This is a genomic window from Modicisalibacter sp. 'Wilcox' (assembly GCF_010993675.1).
Lineage (GTDB): Bacteria > Pseudomonadota > Gammaproteobacteria > Pseudomonadales > Halomonadaceae > Modicisalibacter > Modicisalibacter tunisiensis.
Map to the genome: position 1 here is coordinate 18,277 of NZ_WNXF01000023.1, position 14,904 is coordinate 33,180.

Sequence of the window (14,904 nt, forward strand, 5' to 3'; positions counted from 1 at the left end):
TCCTCACGTATTGATGGCCGTCACCACGGGCAGCGAGAACAACGCGCCCCAGGCGGCGATATGGGTTTGCTGGATGGTCGGGATGGAGGTTTGGCTGGCCCACCAGTCGTTGGCCATGCCAACGAGCACGTCGGCGCCGGCAGCGACGGATTGCAGTACGGGCCACGTCAGGAACATCTCGTAGCAAATCAGCGGGGCCACGTTCTGTCCCCCAACCTCGATGACCGGGTTGGCGAACCAATGGGCGCGGGTGCTGCCGTCCTGCCACGGGCGCCACATGCTCAGCGGTACCGGCATCCGCTGCCGGTAGACGACTTCGCCTTCGCCGTTCTGGTAGTCGATCACCACGTTGTCGGTCTTGTCTCCGGCCATGACGGTGCCGCCCATCAGCACCCGATGGCCGGACGGTAGGGAACGCCAAAGGGAAGCGCTGGTATCGGTCCAGGGGCCGGTGGTGGACTCGGGCAGGACATGGACACCTGCCGGGGCGTCGTCCAAGGCATCGAGCCAGTGCCGTTGCCGGCGAAACGCGCCGGCCAAGTCGGCGCCGCCGCGATACTCCAGTTGGCTATCGTGCCCCTGCCAGCCGGGCAACGGCGTGGCGGTCGCCGTTAGCGGCGACACCAGCAGCCAGACGACCGGAACCCCGGCCAGCCAAGGCCGCCACACCATGGCCAGCATCAGCGCGACCACGGCCACCAGCCCCCACCAGTGCCAGCCAGGGAACAGCGCTCCAGCGGCGACCACGGGGCTCGCCCAGCCGACGATGCCGACAGGCGGCACGGTGGTTGCCAGCAGGGCCAGGAACGCCCTCAGCGGGCGCTGGGCAAGGTTGTCGGTCCAGGCGATGCCCCAGCAGGCCGCCAGGGCAACGCCGGCCAGCAGCCAAATGGCGGTGCCATAGGCAATTCCGGCGTCGAAGTATGTCGCGGTGCCGGTTATCAGCCCCCGCGAGACGGCGAGATAGTAGGCGCCGGCCACGGCGAAGGCCGCCCAGCGGCCTCGGGCCATCGTCCACAACGCCGGCAGCGCCACCACCATCGGCAGCAGGGCCAGCGACTCCCACGCCACCATGCCGATGAAGCCGCTCACCACGACCAATGCGAGATTCCATGCCAGTTGCCTCATAACGCCTCCGCTGCGTCGTCCCATAGCATCAGGGGGGTGGCCACCCCTTCGATCCGCGACGCCTCGACGGCGCCGAAATAGCGGCTGTCGAAGCTCTCGGGATTGCTGTCGCTCATCAGCCAGACGGTCCCCGGCGCCACGTCGCCAGCCTCGGGGGTCGGCATTGGGCGCCCTCCTGCATCCGCCTCCAGCGGACGGGACCGGGCGACACGCTCGCCGTTGACGCGCACCCCATCGGGGTCGACGCTGACGCGATCCCCGGCCACGGCGACCACGCGCTTGAGCAACGGCGGCACATTGCCGGGGCACTTGCCGTTGGTCAGGTAGCCGCGAGACTTGGCGAGGTCCACCACGCGCAGCGGCGGGCAGGCGATCACCATGGAACCGCGCTCGTAGGCGTCGCCGCTTGTCATGTGCCACACGCCACGCGGGTAGCTGTCGGTCAGGTTCACGCGAAGCCCGGTGGCTGCGGCGCCGCCGATAGTGGCGACGCCGATGGCCAGGACAAGCGCGCCGACCTTCAACGCGCGAGGGTCCATAGGCTCCCCCGCTTCTTGTCGTCCTTGAGGTTGGGCGATTCGCCCTGGTCATCGTCCTGGTCGCTCTCGGCGCCGGCCTCCTGCTCCTGGTCACTCACGGGCTCGTCGCTCAGGTCGTCGTCCTCCTGGTCGTCTTCGCCCTTGAGCAACACGCTCTCCCCTGACGGCCCGCCGCTGCCGGCCTCGATGGCAGCACGGGCCAGGAAGTTGTCATCCTTGAAGAACAGAATCTGTTGGCCATAGATCGGCGACTGACCGGCGACGAAAATCAGCATGTCCCCCGGCGAGACGATCCGTTCGTTGCCTTTGGCGTCCTTCTCCTTCTCGGCACCGGGCAGCCGCATCGCCTCGTCGGCGGTCAGCAAGGGCCGCTGGACCTCCTGCCAGGACTCCGAGACGTTGCTGAGGAACCAACCATGGCGCTTGCCGCTGGTCTGAACGCTGCGCTTCACCACGGTGGTCGTACCCGACATTTTCGATAGCAGTTCGGCAGTCTCGACCTTGTTGGGCGCGTAGGCGATGCGGATATGGCAGTTGGAAACGATGGATTCCTCTTTGCCATAGGCCCGGTTTAGCTGGGTCAAATCCTGAACGATCAGGTAACACTTGATGCCATAGCCGGCGAGGTAGGCGATGGATTCCTCGACCACATGCAGATAGCCCAGGGTCGGAAACTCATCGAGCAACATCAGCAGCCGGTGGTCATAGCTCTTGACCGGCTGGCCGTCCAGGAACTCCAGTTCGGGCAGCAGGCCCAGCAGGGTTTGCGTGACCATCAGCCGGATCAACGGGCGAATCCGCTTCTTGTCCCGCTGTTGGATCACCAGATACAGCGACATGGGATGGTCGCCGTTCATCAGGTCGGCCACGCGGAACGTGCTCTTGCTGGTGTTGTGGGCAATCACCGGGTCGCGGAACAGGGACAGATAGCGCTTTGCCGTGGACAGCACCCCCGAACGCTCGCGATCCTCGCGGTCGAGCATGTCCTGGCCGGACATGCGGACGTGAACGCTGTCACTGCCGACCATGTCTTCGGCGATTTCCTCGAACGGGCTATCCGACAACTCGATAGCCGCCTCGCCCAGCGTGGCGGTCTTGCCCTCGGCCTTGGCTTTACGGCAGATATGCAGCAGGTAGCCCACCAAGAACGCCTTGGCGGTTTCATCGAAGTGGGCATCTGACCGGGCGTTGGGGTCGTTCGGTGAGGCCAGCACCTCCACCAGATTCTGAACGTCGCCATATTCCCGCTCGCCGCCAATGTCCAGTTCGGCCAGGGGGTTGAAATAGGCCCGGTGCGCGTCTGCCTCGTCGTCCGGTGAGGCGGTCGTATCGAAACGCTGGATGATGTTGTCGGCGTACTGCTCGCGCCACCCGGCGCTTAGGGCGTAGTTCTCGCCCTTGTTGTCCAGCACCACGGTGGATGCCGGCCAACTCAGCAGCGTGGGCACCACAAGGCCGACACCCTTACCGGAACGGGTCGGCGCGAAGGCCAGAACATGCTCGGGGCCATTGTGGCGCAGGTACTTGGGCGGCCCTTTCTTCTTGGGCTTCCAGGCGCCGACATAGACGCCCGCGCCCTCGGTCAGCCCGGTTTCCTTTACCTCGTCCTCGGTGGCCCAATGTGCCGAACCGTGCAAATTCTGGATCGGTTTACCTTTGCGCGAGGTCATGAAAATAACGGTCGCCCAAATCATTACCAGCACCACCAGACCAGCCACGGCGATCTTTAGTGCGTTTTGAAAAAGGCCAGGATAGTTGGTGTAGTAATCGGTCGCCCACACGACCCATGACCACGGCCAATAGAAATGACCGATAACAGCGCCACCTAATACCGAGTCATAAGAAAACTGACTGGCGAGATACTGCGTCGGCGCGATATTGCACAACAAGATACCGAAAACAAGGACAGCAAGGCGCGTTGCTATCCGTTTGCCCTGCCCCCCTTCTTTCGATTGGGCTCTTAATCCGGCTTCCATTTTCATCGCTCAACTCCTTTGTTCCTGGTTGTCTCCTGCCGCACACCTTGGCGTGTTAGCTCCACGGTGGCTCCCACCTTGGTCCGCTTGAGCCGTGCCGCCTCGGTGGGCGAGATGGATGCAACCAACATTTCACCCTTTCTCTCGTATAGCGCGACCTTGCCACCACCTTCGATATTGCGCTGACCCCTGTATGTAGCGGGGCCAGTGTCTGCCTCCTGCTTCTCACGATGATAAAATATATTACTAGTTTTGTCCCGTGCCGCGTTGCGTTTCTCGATGTAGTCGCGCACCGCCTGGGTACGCTCGGCAGCCTTGCCGTGGCGTGGCGTGGCGCCCTTCTCGCGGGCGTCGCTGACGGCCTTCCTGACGGCCTCTAGCCGCTCGTCGGAGAACGTCACGGGGACGCCGTGCTCTCCGGCAATGCGTGCCGCTGCGGCCTTGAAGGCATCGTCGCCGACCACTTCGACGCCCTCCTTGTAGCGCCCTGCGGCCACGCTCAACGCCTTGGCAACATCGCCTTCCTCGGCCTGCTCGACGCTGACTTCACTGCCTCGATCCCTCACCGCCTTGCCGTAGAAGACATCACCGCTGCGGTTCACCCTGGACGCTCCGGCCTTGACGCCGGCTTCATCCAAGCCCTCTAGCCGCTGCTCGCGGTCGCCGCGCTGCGGGCGGTGCTTCTGGCCGCGCAGGGCCTGCAACGCCTCGTCGCGCCCCGCCAGGGCCTCTTGCGCAAGCCACTGGCTCCAGGTCGTCGTGCCCGTCGACTCATGGACGACGCGCCGCGCCTCTTGGGCCTCCTTGCGAACCTCGGCGAGCTGCGCGGCAGTCTCGGCGCCGATCTGCTGATAGGTGCGCCGCTTGGTACGCCGGCCCAAGGTCAGGTCTTGCTTGATGGCACCACGCCGGCGACTGGACTCGCGTTTAATCGCCGACTCACGGGCGAAGCGCTCGTCACGAATTGCCTTCAAGGCATTCTGTTTCTCGGCCTTCCGCTCTCGCATCTGCTTCTGGTACTCGGCAAACAGCTTGTTGGCCTCATGCCGATTGTTCATCGGCTTGGCTTTATATCCTTTGGCGCTCCCCTGGTTCTGCTTGGCTTGGGGATTCGCTTGATACTCCCCCAGCTTCGCCTCGATGGACGACTTGGAAAACGCTCTACCTAAATCACTCGCCTTCATCGAAAGGTCGTGATTATTAATGTCCCGCAAAACAAAACCGGCACCACGCGGCGCAATTTCAACACCATGGGAAGACAACGCCTTATGGAAGTCACCCCAGCCTTTAGACGACTCCAAGGCCAACACCAGCGACGGCTTTATTTCTCGCTTAGCCCACCCCTTGAACGATTGAACGCCAGAATGTACCTCCATATCCGATGCCTTCCCTCCCACCTCCTGGGAAGACTTACCCTTGTCGACCTCAAGGCCATAACGTTTTTCCATCTCGGCACAAAGCGACTGCAACTTATAATGGCCGTGTGATGGATCAACATTATTCAATGTTTTGGGGTCAACTTTATTGATCGCAACATGAATATGAAGATTGTCAGTATCGTGATGAATAGCGCTGACACGCTGGTGATGATCCAGCCCCAACGCCTTACACGCTTCGTCTTCTATTTGATGAATCTGCTCGACAGATATTTTATCATTGGGGTTGAACGAGATCATCAAATGAAAGTTTTTGTTTGCCTTGGAACGAGTATTCCCAGCCTGCACGCGCTGAACATTAAAGATTAGGTCATCGAGGTCATCAGACGTGGCATCATTAGTTATGCGAACATCAGACGCCTTTTCGCCATTACCATGACGATCAGTAATATACTCCGCCAACTGCTTATAGCTTCCCTGCCCCTTCTTGGCAGGAATCCGTTTGGCGATCATACAGAACGCACCTTCTCTCTTATTTCTTCCCGAAGCTCATTGATCCGAGATAGCAGCGTGGTCACTTCCAGCATCTCACCCTCCCGGCCCCGGAAGTCTTCATCATTGGTCAGCCACATTTTCAGCAAGCCGCCCAGGCGACCTAAATCGCCGTTCAACTGCATCAAGTCGCCAACGGCGTCATGGTCGATCATCGACTTAGGAACATACCCCATGCCCAGGTCACGCAGGAACGATGATGCACTCTTGTTACATGCCTTGGCGTTACTCTCGATCTGTTCTTTCTCGTCCTCTTTCACCCATACATAGATGGCTTTCTTTCGGACGCGGGTTTGGCTTCCCATTGGCACCTCACTGGATGGTGGCACGTTGTCGGGCGGCGGTAGCCGCCCAGCCTCGCAGAGCAGGATCAGCGTCGAGCCCGAAGGGCGAGTAAGCCCCTTGCATTGTACGGTAGCCGCTTGCGGCGTACCTGTACAATGCACATCCTGCCATGGCTCCATCTTACTTTTTAGTTCACCGCCAGGACAGCGCCCCTAGCTGACCCAGGAATGAAGCAAAATGAAACACAATGACGCATAATGCAGCAAAATGAACGACTTACCCACCCGGCAATGAAGCAAAATGAAACAGAATGCACCACAATGAACTAAAATGTTGCAAAATGCCGAATGGCCCGCTAGGCTGGTCTACAACGTCGATTTCGGGCTCCCAGGAGGGGCAAAACATGACCCAACGCGGACTTGGCCGGGTGCAGTTCATGGCCCACAAGGCTGAGATTGAGAGACGCTTGGCAGCGGGCGAAACCGGGCGCATGATCTATGACGATCTGGCCAGCGGCGACCGCCCCAAGATAACGCTAAGCTACCGAAACTTTATGAACTACGTGAGAAAGGAGGTGGGGCCACAATATAAAAGCAAACATTCAACTGTAAAACCGAAACCATCATCCCCTTCCCCTTCGACGGGCAATCAGCAAGGGGGAGCCAAGAAAATTGATTTCGGGGAAGCGGAAACCGGAACACCGCATAATCCCACCCCGGACGAAAGCGATTTATACTGAGCAATCATAGAGGACTAGAATCATGGCTATTGATGTTATTCTGCAAGGAAAAGGCGGCGTTGGCAAAAGTTTCGCGGCCACCTGCTTGGCACAATATAAAATCAGCAAAGGTAAAAGTGTCGCCTGCATCGACACCGACCCGGTAAACAACACCTTTTCCGGCTTTAAATCTTTGCAAGTAACCTATATCCCCGTCCTGGAGAATGCCGGGATTAATCAAAAGAAATTCGACGTGATGATGGAGACGGTCGCCGAAAACATCGACACCGATTTCGTCATCGACAATGGCGCATCGACGTTTATTCCGCTGTCTGCCTATCTGGCTGAAAGTGGCGCCTATGACATGCTCGTTGAAATGGGCGGTGAAGTTAATATTCACACGGTCATTACTGGCGGTCAGGCTATGTCAGACACGCTCAACGGCCTGAAAACCCTTTGCGAGACTACGCCGGAAAACGTCAATATCATCGTTTGGCTCAACCCCTACTTCGGCAAGATCGAAAAAGACGGCAAGGGTTTCGAGCAAATGAAGATTTATCAGACCTATAAAAACAGGATTCACGGAATCGTCAATCTTCCCGAACGCAATCGAAACACCTTCGGGGATGACGTTAAGGCAATGCTTGAATCAAAAATGACTTTCGATGAAGCATTAGATAACGGCGATTTCGGAATCATGACAAAACAGCGCCTCAAGATGGTCAGAACAGACACCTTCCAAGCCCTGGACGCCGCTTTCGGTAGCGTAGAGTAAACCCGAAACCCTCGCCCCCGCTTCGCGGGGGCCTTTTTACTCCAAAAGGAAGGGGCCATGAACGACATTTCCAAAGATGCCATTATCAGCCACTTGGCAACCAAGCATAAAATCCTGGTGTCTGACGATGACCCAATTTTCGCCATGCTGGGTATCAATGAATACTTGATGGATCACTTCTATCAGAAGTCCCAGCAACAACAAAAAGAGTTGATCGGACAGTTCCGCGATGCTATCGACCAATATGCCATCGCCATGCAGTCGGTGGCGCAACTCAACATCGGAAAGGAGTTGGAACAGCATCGAGGCGAAGTCAAGGCGGCTTATTCCGAGGCTGAGAAAGCCATGAAGGAAAGTGCCCGGCGCTTCACCGGAACAGTCCAGGAAGCTCAAAAGGCCCTGGATGAAAGCCACCAGAAAGCCCATCGCAGCATGATGGCGCTGACCGTGGTTAATGGCATTATCCTGGTGGCGGTCGTCGTCTTGGCTGGGGCAATGCTCTTATGATGAAAGGAGTCACGGCATGTTGCTTATCACCGCCATACTAACGGCCATTGTCTACATCGTTGCTTATTATTATATGATCCGCCTCGGCTGGTGGATCATTAAGAAACTATTTCGGGCAGGGGGTTATATATGGCATCGCTTCCACAAGATGCGCACATAGTAAAGCGCCCCTGTCTTTCAGGGGCGCTTTTCCATTCCCGCCTATGACCCTTTAGCTTCTTCCTTGTCAGCGGTTCCCGCTTTCTTCCCGCCCTGCTTGCTGCTTCCACTCGACGTTGATCGGCGCGGCGTGCTGCTGCGTGACGTTGTCCCGGATTTCGCTCCTGCCTTCGCTCCGGCCTTCGTTCCGGCCTTCGCCTGGGCCTGTGCCGCCTTCATCGCCTCAAGCTGTCCGCTCAGGCTGGCCGCTTGCTCCCTGGCTTTCGACGCCTCCCGCTGGGCCTCCTGGGCGGTCTTCTCCAGGGCCTCGATACGCCCCTGATTCTCAGCCCGCACCTGGGCGAGCTCTTGGCGGTGCTGTTCCTGCTCCTGCTGCCGTGCCTCCCGCTCGGCTGCCAGCGCTTCACCTCGCTCCTTCGCCTGCTGCTGGGCGCTTTGCTCGCGGGCCTCCGCCACGGCCTGGGCTCGCTCTGCCTCATGGCGGCCAGCGGCCTCCGTCTTCGCCGCTTCCTGTGCCTGCTGCTGGGCGCCTCGGGCCTCGTCGCGCTGCTCGGTCAGCGTCTCGACTCGGTTACGCGCCTGGGCAAGCTCCTGGCGAACCTGCTCGCCCGCGTGGCGCTCCTGCTCAAGCTCGGCGCGAAGGCGCTCGGCTTCGGCGCGGGCGCTGTCGCGCTCGCCTTCCATGCGATCCCGCTCGCCCTCCAGCGTCTCGACGCGCTCGGTCAGCTCCTCGGCCTGCTGCTCCAGGGACTCGCCGACCTCTGCCAACTCGGCGGCTTCGCTGCGGGCCTCCTCGGCGTCCGCCTCGGCCTCGGCTCGGGCGGCGGCGGCCTGACGCTCGATCTCATGGGTGAGGGCGGCAGCCAGGTCATCGGGCAGACGGGCGGCCTGGCGCTCTGCGGGCGCCTGCACGGCACGCCAGCTAGCCAGGTGCTTATGGATCGTGTTGGGGCTGCCGGTGCCCAGCGCGGCCCGGATGCGCTTGATGGTGGGGTTTTCGCCTTCACCAACCAGCTTGTCGGCGGCGGCGGCGACTTGATCGTATGTGATGCCGGGGCGTGCCATGGGTAGTTCCTCCGCTGTATCGTATTCCATATTTCATATGATAGCTTATATGATACGGAATACAATACAGAATATCAAATTAATACGGAATCCACCGGCGCCGGTGCGCCTTCTGCCGTCCAGCCACAAAAAAACCCCGCCGTGGCGGGGTTTTGGTGGCTCCAGCGGGCTCTATCGCTGGTCTAGCTCGTTCACGTCGTGCTCGGCCAGGAACTGGCGAAGCGCCTTGTTCATTCGGGTCTGCCAGCCTTTGCCAGACTCGCGGAACGCCTCTAGCAGTCAATACTGTACCCCCAATAAAACGGGACAGTTTGAGCATAGCCTATCTGGCCCAGCAGGGCAGGGCGGTTGGGATGGGTCACAAAGATGCCCTTGCCGTGTAAACTGGCCCACCACTTTCTGACCCTTTGAACTGACCCGCCATGTTCGTTCGCGCCTACCTCCGAGCCTCGACCGCCGATCAGGACGCCTCACGCGCCCGTGACGCCCTTCATGCCTTCGCCGAGGGGCAGGGTAGGCCCGTGGCCGCGTGGTACGGCGAGAACGCCTCTGGCACCTCCAGCGAGCGCGAGGAACTGGCTCGCCTCCTGGCCGACGCTCGACCGGGCGACGTGCTCCTAGTGGAAGCCATCGACCGCCTGACGCGGCTCGACGCCCAGGGCTGGGACAGCCTGCGGCGAAAAATCGAAGACTCACGGCTTAGGGTGGTGTCGCTCGATCTCCCCACCAGCCATGCCGCGATGATCGAGAGTCGCGGCGACGACTTCACCGACAGGACGTTGGATTCACTCAACCGCATGTTGATCGACGTTCTAGCGGCTGTGGCGAGAAAAGATTGGGAGGATCGGCGACGCCGGACACAAGAGGGCATCGCCAGGGCTGCCGCCCAGGGGAAATACAAGGGCCGTCCCAAGGATCACGCGAAGCGGGCGAAGATCGAAAACCTGTTGAACGCCAAGAAAGAAGATGGCTCGGATTTCAGTATCAGGGAAGTGGCTCGGCTCCTGGAGTGCAGCCCCACCACGGTTAAGGTCGTAAAACGCGAGATGGTCAAACGGAACGCTGACGGCGCTTCCTGACTCTCGCCTTTAGCCTTGACCAATCTTCATCAATGACCCAGCGGTTAGCCCAGCGCAATAACAAGTCGGCTCGATGCTTTGGCGGATAGTCTTCGGGATAATCCGTTATATCTCGCGCAATCGACAATAGCTCAGACTTTCCCCCTTGGGCCGACCATCCTTTATTTGGCGTTACACCAGCTTCCTTATTCATCTGTTCGGCCCGCTGACTCAGATTGACCACCTTGCTAGTCGGGTCAAAGACGGCATCCAGCAGGACGCCGAGCCATATCTGGCATTCGCCGGTGGGTATCTCACGCTTGCGCGGCATAACGCCTCCAAAAGAAACAAAATGCACTATATTGAATCAAAATGCCTTAAAATGAAGCACGCACCCCGGCGCCACCTGCGCCGGGGTGCCGGGGCGCCGGGCTTACTGGACCTGCCAGCCTGCGACGGTTTCCTTGCCGTACTCGTCACGCCATGCCTTCAATGTCTTCTGATTGCCGCCCCGTGTTTCCACGACTTCGCCGGTATGCGGATTTTTGAAGACTTTAAGGGGACGCTTGGGGCCTTCCTTTTCGGCTGCCTTATGGCCCTGTCCCGGCTGGAGTAGACTTAAAACGTCGCTGGCCGATCTATCGTATTCTTTCATCAGCTTTTCAAGCTGGTTTTTAAACTCCACCTCGCGTTTAAATCTTTCGTCCTGCTCGATGCGATTAACGTCATCTTGAAGCTGCTTGATCTGCTCTTTCTTTTCCATCCATGTTTGAAGAATCTTCATGCTCACTCCTTTACTTGATTGACTTTCGCTCGATGCAGACCCAATCAACTCTAAAACTCGTCTTCATTGATTAAGTCGAAAACTTTTCGCTTTGCGCTTTTAAGATCGTTTTTGTTCAAGACATACCATAAAAACTCGCCTGTTCCTGGCCCGGTTTCCATGCCAACGGCTCCGCGAGCCCGCTCATAACGATAAAGCCAGCGACTCGGCGACTTCCATTCATAAACATTGCTATTCGTGCTTTTGAATGTTTGCTCCAGGTCTTTAATCCGGTCTAACGCCATGCTTTATACCTCAGTCTCGCTATATGCGCCAAAATGGCTCGAATCCAGCCTTGTCGCAAAGCAAGCACCAAACGGAGTAGGGGATGGGGACTTGCCCGCCGAGCCACTTCCTCACTGTCCTGGTGCCTTGTGCCGGCTTCCCGTCAGGCGTTCGACGGGGCAGCCCAACATAGTCGCAAATCTCCGATCCTGTCGGGCTCCCCGCACGCCTCACCACTTCCCGAATTTCATCGGTACTAGGAGGCTGCCAATCGAGGTAAGGGCGCAGCGTTTCGGGTCGGATGGGGATTCCCTCGGTGCTCATGCTGATATTCCTCAATGGCCATGACGTGCCGCCACGCCTGAGCCAGTTGGCCAAGCTCCGAGACTGACATAATGGGCATCTGCACGGTTTGGCCCGTGTAGTGGCTTTGGCAGAGTTGTAGCGCCAATTCAATCAGCTTCCGTTGCATGTTGCTCACCCCCGGTTTAAACGGGCGGGGAGCCCCCGGCAAGGCCGGGGGCGATCCTCGCGTGTCAGTCGATGGCCGCCATGATCTTCGTCGCCTCGTCGTGCTCGAGGGCAAAGTCTCGCAACTGGTGATAGAGGTCGATGAAGCGTTGTTGGCGGGTATGCCACGCCAGTCGGTTGAAGGCGACCAGACATGCCACGATCCCGGCAGCGTCGGCGCTCATCGTGTCATCGAACCAGTTGCCCACGCACTGCATGGCATAGCTTTCTTCGCGGCCACCGGGGGCCATGTAAAACCCGCCGTTGGATAGCTCCCACATGCTCCAGTGCGCCCCTTTGTAGTCGGCCGCGTATTCACCCATCACCTGATAGATCAGGCGCTCCAGGGTGAGCATGTGGCGGCCTGCGTAGCGGGGCAGAATATCCAGGCGGCGGCTTGTCTCGACGCGGCTGCACGTCACAGGGGTATGGTCTTGGTCTGTCATCGGATCGTCTCCGGTTTCCGGCCTTGGCATAGCAGCCCGGCCATTGGGTGCGGAGTGGGCCGGTCCTCCCGGCCCACCATGGGTTAGCTGTTGGCCTTCGCCTTACTCACTGCGTCGATGCTCCAGTGGGCCTTGGCGTCGGCTTCGAGGGACAGGGAATCGAAGTAGGCTTCTTCGCGCAGCTTCCGGGCCTGTTCCTCCAGCTTCGCCGCTTCGTCCATCTTCTCGGCGATCAGGTCGCGGCGGTGGGGGAATACGGTTCCCGCTACGCCGGCCAGTTGGTCAACCCATGTCATGATCGTGGCTTTCTTCATCGTTTTACCTCCCGGTTTCGGCCTTGGCACCATTGCCCGGCCATCTGGTAAATACTATATCAAATAATCAGGACTATGTCACGTTTATGTGCGAAAAAAATTGCCTCGGGTGCCCCGGTGGTGGACGATGGCCACCGCAAGCCGAGCCGCCCCTTTCTTTGGCGTTCCAAACCGCGAAGCGGCAGGCTTGTTGGTCTTCCAACCTGGAAGCGGCGTAGCCGCCATGGCGACTATCCTGAATTGGCCTCCCCATCACGCCGGCGAGCGCGAAGCGCTCTGCATAGGCGTGGCATTCTTACCGCGCCCTGGCGCGGTATACCGCTCGCGAAGCGAGCAAGGGAGGTGGTCTTAAAAGACCAAGTGGTTAAGAGGCGACACTTAAATTTCATATCCACCGACACTTAAATTTCATACTACCGGACGCTTCGCCGGTGGCGTGGCCGTGACGGCTTAGAATCGGGTCGTTTGGTGGCTTGAGGGCGGCTTTCCGCCCCTTCTTAGCGGTCTATCCGGGGGAGTCAGGGAGCAATGCCCGGCAATCGGGCACGAGAACGCCGCCAGCGGGTGCCAGCGGCTTGATCGGGAGGGCAGGGAGGGGTTATCGCCAGCGGGCTTCTATGGCCTTCTCGGCGGCCTCTCGGCACTGGTCAGCGGTCCAGGTTGGATTGGCCACCCTGTAATCCACGGCCAACAGCTGGGTCTGGCGGCGCTTCTCGATTTCCTCGGCGGTGACCTCGCCGCTGCGATCCTGGCGCCTGACGCCCTTGGGCTTGCCGCCCAGGCCCTTCAAGGCCGATCCGGCGTTGTCCAGGGCGGCCCTGGCCGTCAGGTTGCGCCGGGCGCCCGCCGTCTTGTTGGCCGGCGCCTTCTGCTGTTGGCGTTGCTTCTTCTGGAGCCGCTTCGCGGCGCGTTTACGCTCGAAGCCGAGCCGGAATCCGAGGCCGAAGGCCGCGAACAGCAGCTTGGACACGGTTTTGATGGCGGCGTGGCCCTTATAGCTGCCGTCCGGGCGCATTTCGCATCGCGGGTGGACGCCGACGATGCCCGCCCGCTTGAGGTCGCCCAGGGCACGCTCGACGCGCCGCTGGGGAAGGCCGGTTTGCTTGGCGAGGTAGCGAACTGTCAGCGACAGGAAGCCGCCGTCAGCGGTCGGGACGCCCACCTTGAGCGTCACCAGGTCGGTATACTTGAGGATCGCCCACAACGTCGATAGGCAGGCTTCGCGGCGCTCGCTGCGCTGCTGCCGGCTGGAGCCGTTGGCGAGGTTCAGGCTGGGGATCGCCCAGGGACGGTAGTAATAGCGTACCAGCCGCTCCATCAGCTCCGTCAGGACGCCGGGAATCCCGCCTTTTCCTTGGCGCACGGGCTCCATCAGCCCGATGCGCGGGTTCTCTGGCTGGTGGCCACAGTAGTTGCCACCCGCGTTCACGCGAAAGCGCATCCAAACTCCCTTGGATGGGCCTACACCTTGACGCTTTCGCCAGCTACGGTAGACTTACGGGTGCGACGACCGTTTTTCCGTAGCTGGCGAGAACGTGTCGGAGTAGTCCTCAACAGATTGCTCAAACTCAGAAAGCGCCCGGATGCCCGCCGGGCGCTTTCTTTCATTTAAGCCACGTATTTTTCATGCCGGCGCAGCTTGTCGAACTCGTCTTCGCCGAGCCGCACCGTGGCATGTTCCACTCCTATGTAAGCGACCTCACGCAACGCCGCATTCGGCGTGGCGAAGCGCTTGAGCTTGTTGGTACGCATCCGGCTGACCGCGTAGGCTTGCCCGTCCCGGGCGATCAGCAGCACCATCCATTGTTCGTGCTCGGAGGACCACCAGATGCGGGCCTCCGCGAAGCGATCACTCATGTCTCGTAGATGCAGACGATCTAAAAGTTTCATAAGCTATTCACCAACAAGACGATTTCCATTCAAAATAGGGTTAAATCTTTCAATGGTCAAGGGCCACGCTCGACAGACATTCGCCAAGAACCTCAAGCGCTTGCGCCAGCAACGCGGGCTGACGCAGCAGAGCTTGGCGACCGCCACGGGCCTTACCCCCATGTACATCAGCAACCTCGAGCGCTGCATCAACAACGTCTCCCTGGACAACATGGAGCGTATCGCGCAGGCCCTGAGTGCCGACCTGTTCACCATGCTGATCGAGGTTCCCGAGGACTCCACGCCGCCAGAAGACGGCAAGAGCCGCAAACGCGCACCACGGCAAGCTATCGGCAAATGTCCTCCCGAAGACTAAGAGATAAGCGATAAACAACGTAAGAGATCGCTTACACACTTTGCAGCCCGAGTATGAGAAAATTCGGGCTTTTCTTTTGCCTGTATACGACTGGCTTCATGGCTGAGCAGGCCGGGCAACGCTGTTGAGTTATTGTCAATTCTGGTGGATGGCGGTCAGGCCGCATTCCTGTCTGACTGATCGGTTACCTGCTCCCCGTCCTG

18 protein-coding genes are annotated in these 14,904 nt (G+C 59.5%); 5 read left to right on the top strand and 13 right to left on the bottom strand.

The features are described from left to right. Positions 1-3: 3 nt before the first annotated feature. The 5 genes from G7A98_RS15895 to G7A98_RS15915 are packed head-to-tail and all read right to left on the bottom strand — an operon-like array spanning position 4 to position 5,876. Entirely contained in the window at positions 4-1,128 is a 1,125-nt protein-coding gene (locus G7A98_RS15895; protein ID WP_163650659.1) for a nitrilase-related carbon-nitrogen hydrolase, read from the bottom strand. Next, positions 1,125-1,667: a conjugative transfer signal peptidase TraF gene (gene traF / locus G7A98_RS15900; RefSeq protein ID WP_276207501.1), complete on the bottom strand. Its 543-nt coding sequence runs from the start codon at positions 1,665-1,667 to the stop codon at positions 1,125-1,127. The genes G7A98_RS15895 and traF overlap by 4 nt, the downstream gene beginning before the upstream one ends. Next, entirely contained in the window at positions 1,649-3,649 is a 2,001-nt protein-coding gene (locus tag G7A98_RS15905) for a type IV secretory system conjugative DNA transfer family protein (protein WP_163650661.1), read from the bottom strand. Before G7A98_RS15905 ends, traF begins: the two co-directional genes overlap by 19 nt. Further along, a complete protein-coding gene (gene traI / locus G7A98_RS15910; RefSeq protein ID WP_163650662.1) occupies positions 3,646-5,532 on the bottom strand; it encodes a TraI/MobA(P) family conjugative relaxase in 1,887 nt (628 codons plus the stop codon). Before traI ends, G7A98_RS15905 begins: the two co-directional genes overlap by 4 nt. Then, the gene (locus G7A98_RS15915) at positions 5,529-5,876 is read right to left on the bottom strand and encodes a conjugal transfer protein TraJ (protein ID WP_163650663.1); all 348 of its coding nucleotides are present in this window, start codon (positions 5,874-5,876) and stop codon (positions 5,529-5,531) included. Before G7A98_RS15915 ends, traI begins: the two co-directional genes overlap by 4 nt. A 383-nt stretch (positions 5,877-6,259) precedes the next feature. On the opposite strand from G7A98_RS15915, the gene G7A98_RS15920 reads away from it, so the two are divergent. From G7A98_RS15920 to G7A98_RS15930, 3 genes are read left to right on the top strand one after another with little or no spacing between them, the layout of a single operon-like run. Next, the gene (locus tag G7A98_RS15920) at positions 6,260-6,595 is read left to right on the top strand and encodes a TraK family protein (RefSeq protein WP_163650664.1); all 336 of its coding nucleotides are present in this window, start codon (positions 6,260-6,262) and stop codon (positions 6,593-6,595) included. Positions 6,596-6,617: 22 nt separating this feature from the next. Further along, positions 6,618-7,349, top strand: coding sequence for a conjugal transfer protein TraL (locus tag G7A98_RS15925; protein WP_205596299.1), 732 nt, complete (start codon positions 6,618-6,620; stop codon positions 7,347-7,349). A 57-nt stretch (positions 7,350-7,406) separates the two neighbouring features. After that, entirely contained in the window at positions 7,407-7,856 is a 450-nt protein-coding gene (locus tag G7A98_RS15930; RefSeq protein ID WP_163650665.1) for a hypothetical protein, read from the top strand. A gap of 201 nt (positions 7,857-8,057) precedes the next feature. Here the strand turns inward: G7A98_RS15930 and G7A98_RS15935 are convergent, their stop codons facing one another. Then, positions 8,058-9,080, bottom strand: a complete 1,023-nt coding sequence (locus tag G7A98_RS15935) for a DNA-binding protein (protein WP_163650666.1) — start codon at positions 9,078-9,080, stop codon at positions 8,058-8,060. A 422-nt stretch (positions 9,081-9,502) separates the two neighbouring features. Here G7A98_RS15935 and G7A98_RS15945 point away from each other — a divergent pair, with 422 nt between their 5' ends. Further along, the gene (locus tag G7A98_RS15945; RefSeq protein ID WP_163650667.1) at positions 9,503-10,159 is read left to right on the top strand and encodes a recombinase family protein; all 657 of its coding nucleotides are present in this window, start codon (positions 9,503-9,505) and stop codon (positions 10,157-10,159) included. Here the strand turns inward: G7A98_RS15945 and G7A98_RS15950 are convergent. The 7 genes from G7A98_RS15950 to G7A98_RS15985 form a co-directional block, all read right to left on the bottom strand. Next, positions 10,131-10,469, bottom strand: coding sequence for a hypothetical protein (locus tag G7A98_RS15950; protein ID WP_163650668.1), 339 nt, complete (start codon positions 10,467-10,469; stop codon positions 10,131-10,133). The genes G7A98_RS15945 and G7A98_RS15950 overlap by 29 nt on opposite strands. Positions 10,470-10,571: 102 nt before the next feature. Further along, positions 10,572-10,922, bottom strand: coding sequence for a histone-like nucleoid-structuring protein, MvaT/MvaU family (locus G7A98_RS15955; RefSeq protein ID WP_163650669.1), 351 nt, complete (start codon positions 10,920-10,922; stop codon positions 10,572-10,574). A 50-nt stretch (positions 10,923-10,972) separates the two neighbouring features. Further along, complete coding sequence (locus tag G7A98_RS15960) at positions 10,973-11,206, bottom strand: hypothetical protein (RefSeq protein ID WP_163650670.1); 234 nt, start codon at positions 11,204-11,206, stop codon at positions 10,973-10,975. Between the two features lie 516 nt (positions 11,207-11,722). Next, a complete protein-coding gene (locus G7A98_RS15970; protein ID WP_163650672.1) occupies positions 11,723-12,142 on the bottom strand; it encodes an antirestriction protein in 420 nt (139 codons plus the stop codon). Positions 12,143-12,225: 83 nt separating this feature from the next. Then, positions 12,226-12,456 carry a stable inheritance protein KleA gene (gene kleA / locus G7A98_RS15975; protein WP_163650673.1) on the bottom strand — a complete coding sequence of 77 codons (231 nt, stop codon included), beginning with the start codon at positions 12,454-12,456 and terminating at the stop codon, positions 12,226-12,228. Between the two features lie 598 nt (positions 12,457-13,054). Next, positions 13,055-13,897 (bottom strand): Crp/Fnr family transcriptional regulator, encoded by an 843-nt coding sequence (locus G7A98_RS15980; RefSeq protein ID WP_163650674.1) that lies wholly within the window; start codon positions 13,895-13,897, stop codon positions 13,055-13,057. Positions 13,898-14,064: 167 nt separating this feature from the next. Continuing rightward, entirely contained in the window at positions 14,065-14,313 is a 249-nt protein-coding gene (locus G7A98_RS15985) for a hypothetical protein (RefSeq protein ID WP_163650675.1), read from the bottom strand. A gap of 85 nt (positions 14,314-14,398) precedes the next feature. Here G7A98_RS15985 and G7A98_RS15990 point away from each other — a divergent pair, with 85 nt between their 5' ends. Beyond that, positions 14,399-14,701, top strand: a complete 303-nt coding sequence (locus G7A98_RS15990; protein WP_163650676.1) for a helix-turn-helix transcriptional regulator — start codon at positions 14,399-14,401, stop codon at positions 14,699-14,701. Positions 14,702-14,904 lie beyond the last annotated feature (203 nt).

Excerpts from the sequence above, each read along its gene's own strand:
- G7A98_RS15895 (WP_163650659.1), bottom strand. The coding sequence starts at position 1,128 with ATGAGGCAACTGGCATGGAATCTCGCATTGGTCGTGGTGAGCGGCTTC.
- traF (WP_276207501.1), bottom strand. The coding sequence starts at position 1,667 with ATGGACCCTCGCGCGTTGAAGGTCGGCGCGCTTGTCCTGGCCATCGGC.
- G7A98_RS15905 (WP_163650661.1), bottom strand. The coding sequence starts at position 3,649 with ATGAAAATGGAAGCCGGATTAAGAGCCCAATCGAAAGAAGGGGGGCAG.
- traI (WP_163650662.1), bottom strand. The coding sequence starts at position 5,532 with ATGATCGCCAAACGGATTCCTGCCAAGAAGGGGCAGGGAAGCTATAAG.
- G7A98_RS15915 (WP_163650663.1), bottom strand. The coding sequence starts at position 5,876 with ATGGGAAGCCAAACCCGCGTCCGAAAGAAAGCCATCTATGTATGGGTG.
- G7A98_RS15920 (WP_163650664.1), top strand. The coding sequence starts at position 6,260 with ATGACCCAACGCGGACTTGGCCGGGTGCAGTTCATGGCCCACAAGGCT.
- G7A98_RS15925 (WP_205596299.1), top strand. The coding sequence starts at position 6,618 with ATGGCTATTGATGTTATTCTGCAAGGAAAAGGCGGCGTTGGCAAAAGT.
- G7A98_RS15930 (WP_163650665.1), top strand. The coding sequence starts at position 7,407 with ATGAACGACATTTCCAAAGATGCCATTATCAGCCACTTGGCAACCAAG.
- G7A98_RS15935 (WP_163650666.1), bottom strand. The coding sequence starts at position 9,080 with ATGGCACGCCCCGGCATCACATACGATCAAGTCGCCGCCGCCGCCGAC.
- G7A98_RS15945 (WP_163650667.1), top strand. The coding sequence starts at position 9,503 with ATGTTCGTTCGCGCCTACCTCCGAGCCTCGACCGCCGATCAGGACGCC.
- G7A98_RS15950 (WP_163650668.1), bottom strand. The coding sequence starts at position 10,469 with ATGCCGCGCAAGCGTGAGATACCCACCGGCGAATGCCAGATATGGCTC.
- G7A98_RS15955 (WP_163650669.1), bottom strand. The coding sequence starts at position 10,922 with ATGAAGATTCTTCAAACATGGATGGAAAAGAAAGAGCAGATCAAGCAG.
- G7A98_RS15960 (WP_163650670.1), bottom strand. The coding sequence starts at position 11,206 with ATGGCGTTAGACCGGATTAAAGACCTGGAGCAAACATTCAAAAGCACG.
- G7A98_RS15970 (WP_163650672.1), bottom strand. The coding sequence starts at position 12,142 with ATGACAGACCAAGACCATACCCCTGTGACGTGCAGCCGCGTCGAGACA.
- kleA (WP_163650673.1), bottom strand. The coding sequence starts at position 12,456 with ATGAAGAAAGCCACGATCATGACATGGGTTGACCAACTGGCCGGCGTA.
- G7A98_RS15980 (WP_163650674.1), bottom strand. The coding sequence starts at position 13,897 with ATGCGCTTTCGCGTGAACGCGGGTGGCAACTACTGTGGCCACCAGCCA.
- G7A98_RS15985 (WP_163650675.1), bottom strand. The coding sequence starts at position 14,313 with ATGAGTGATCGCTTCGCGGAGGCCCGCATCTGGTGGTCCTCCGAGCAC.
- G7A98_RS15990 (WP_163650676.1), top strand. The coding sequence starts at position 14,399 with ATGGTCAAGGGCCACGCTCGACAGACATTCGCCAAGAACCTCAAGCGC.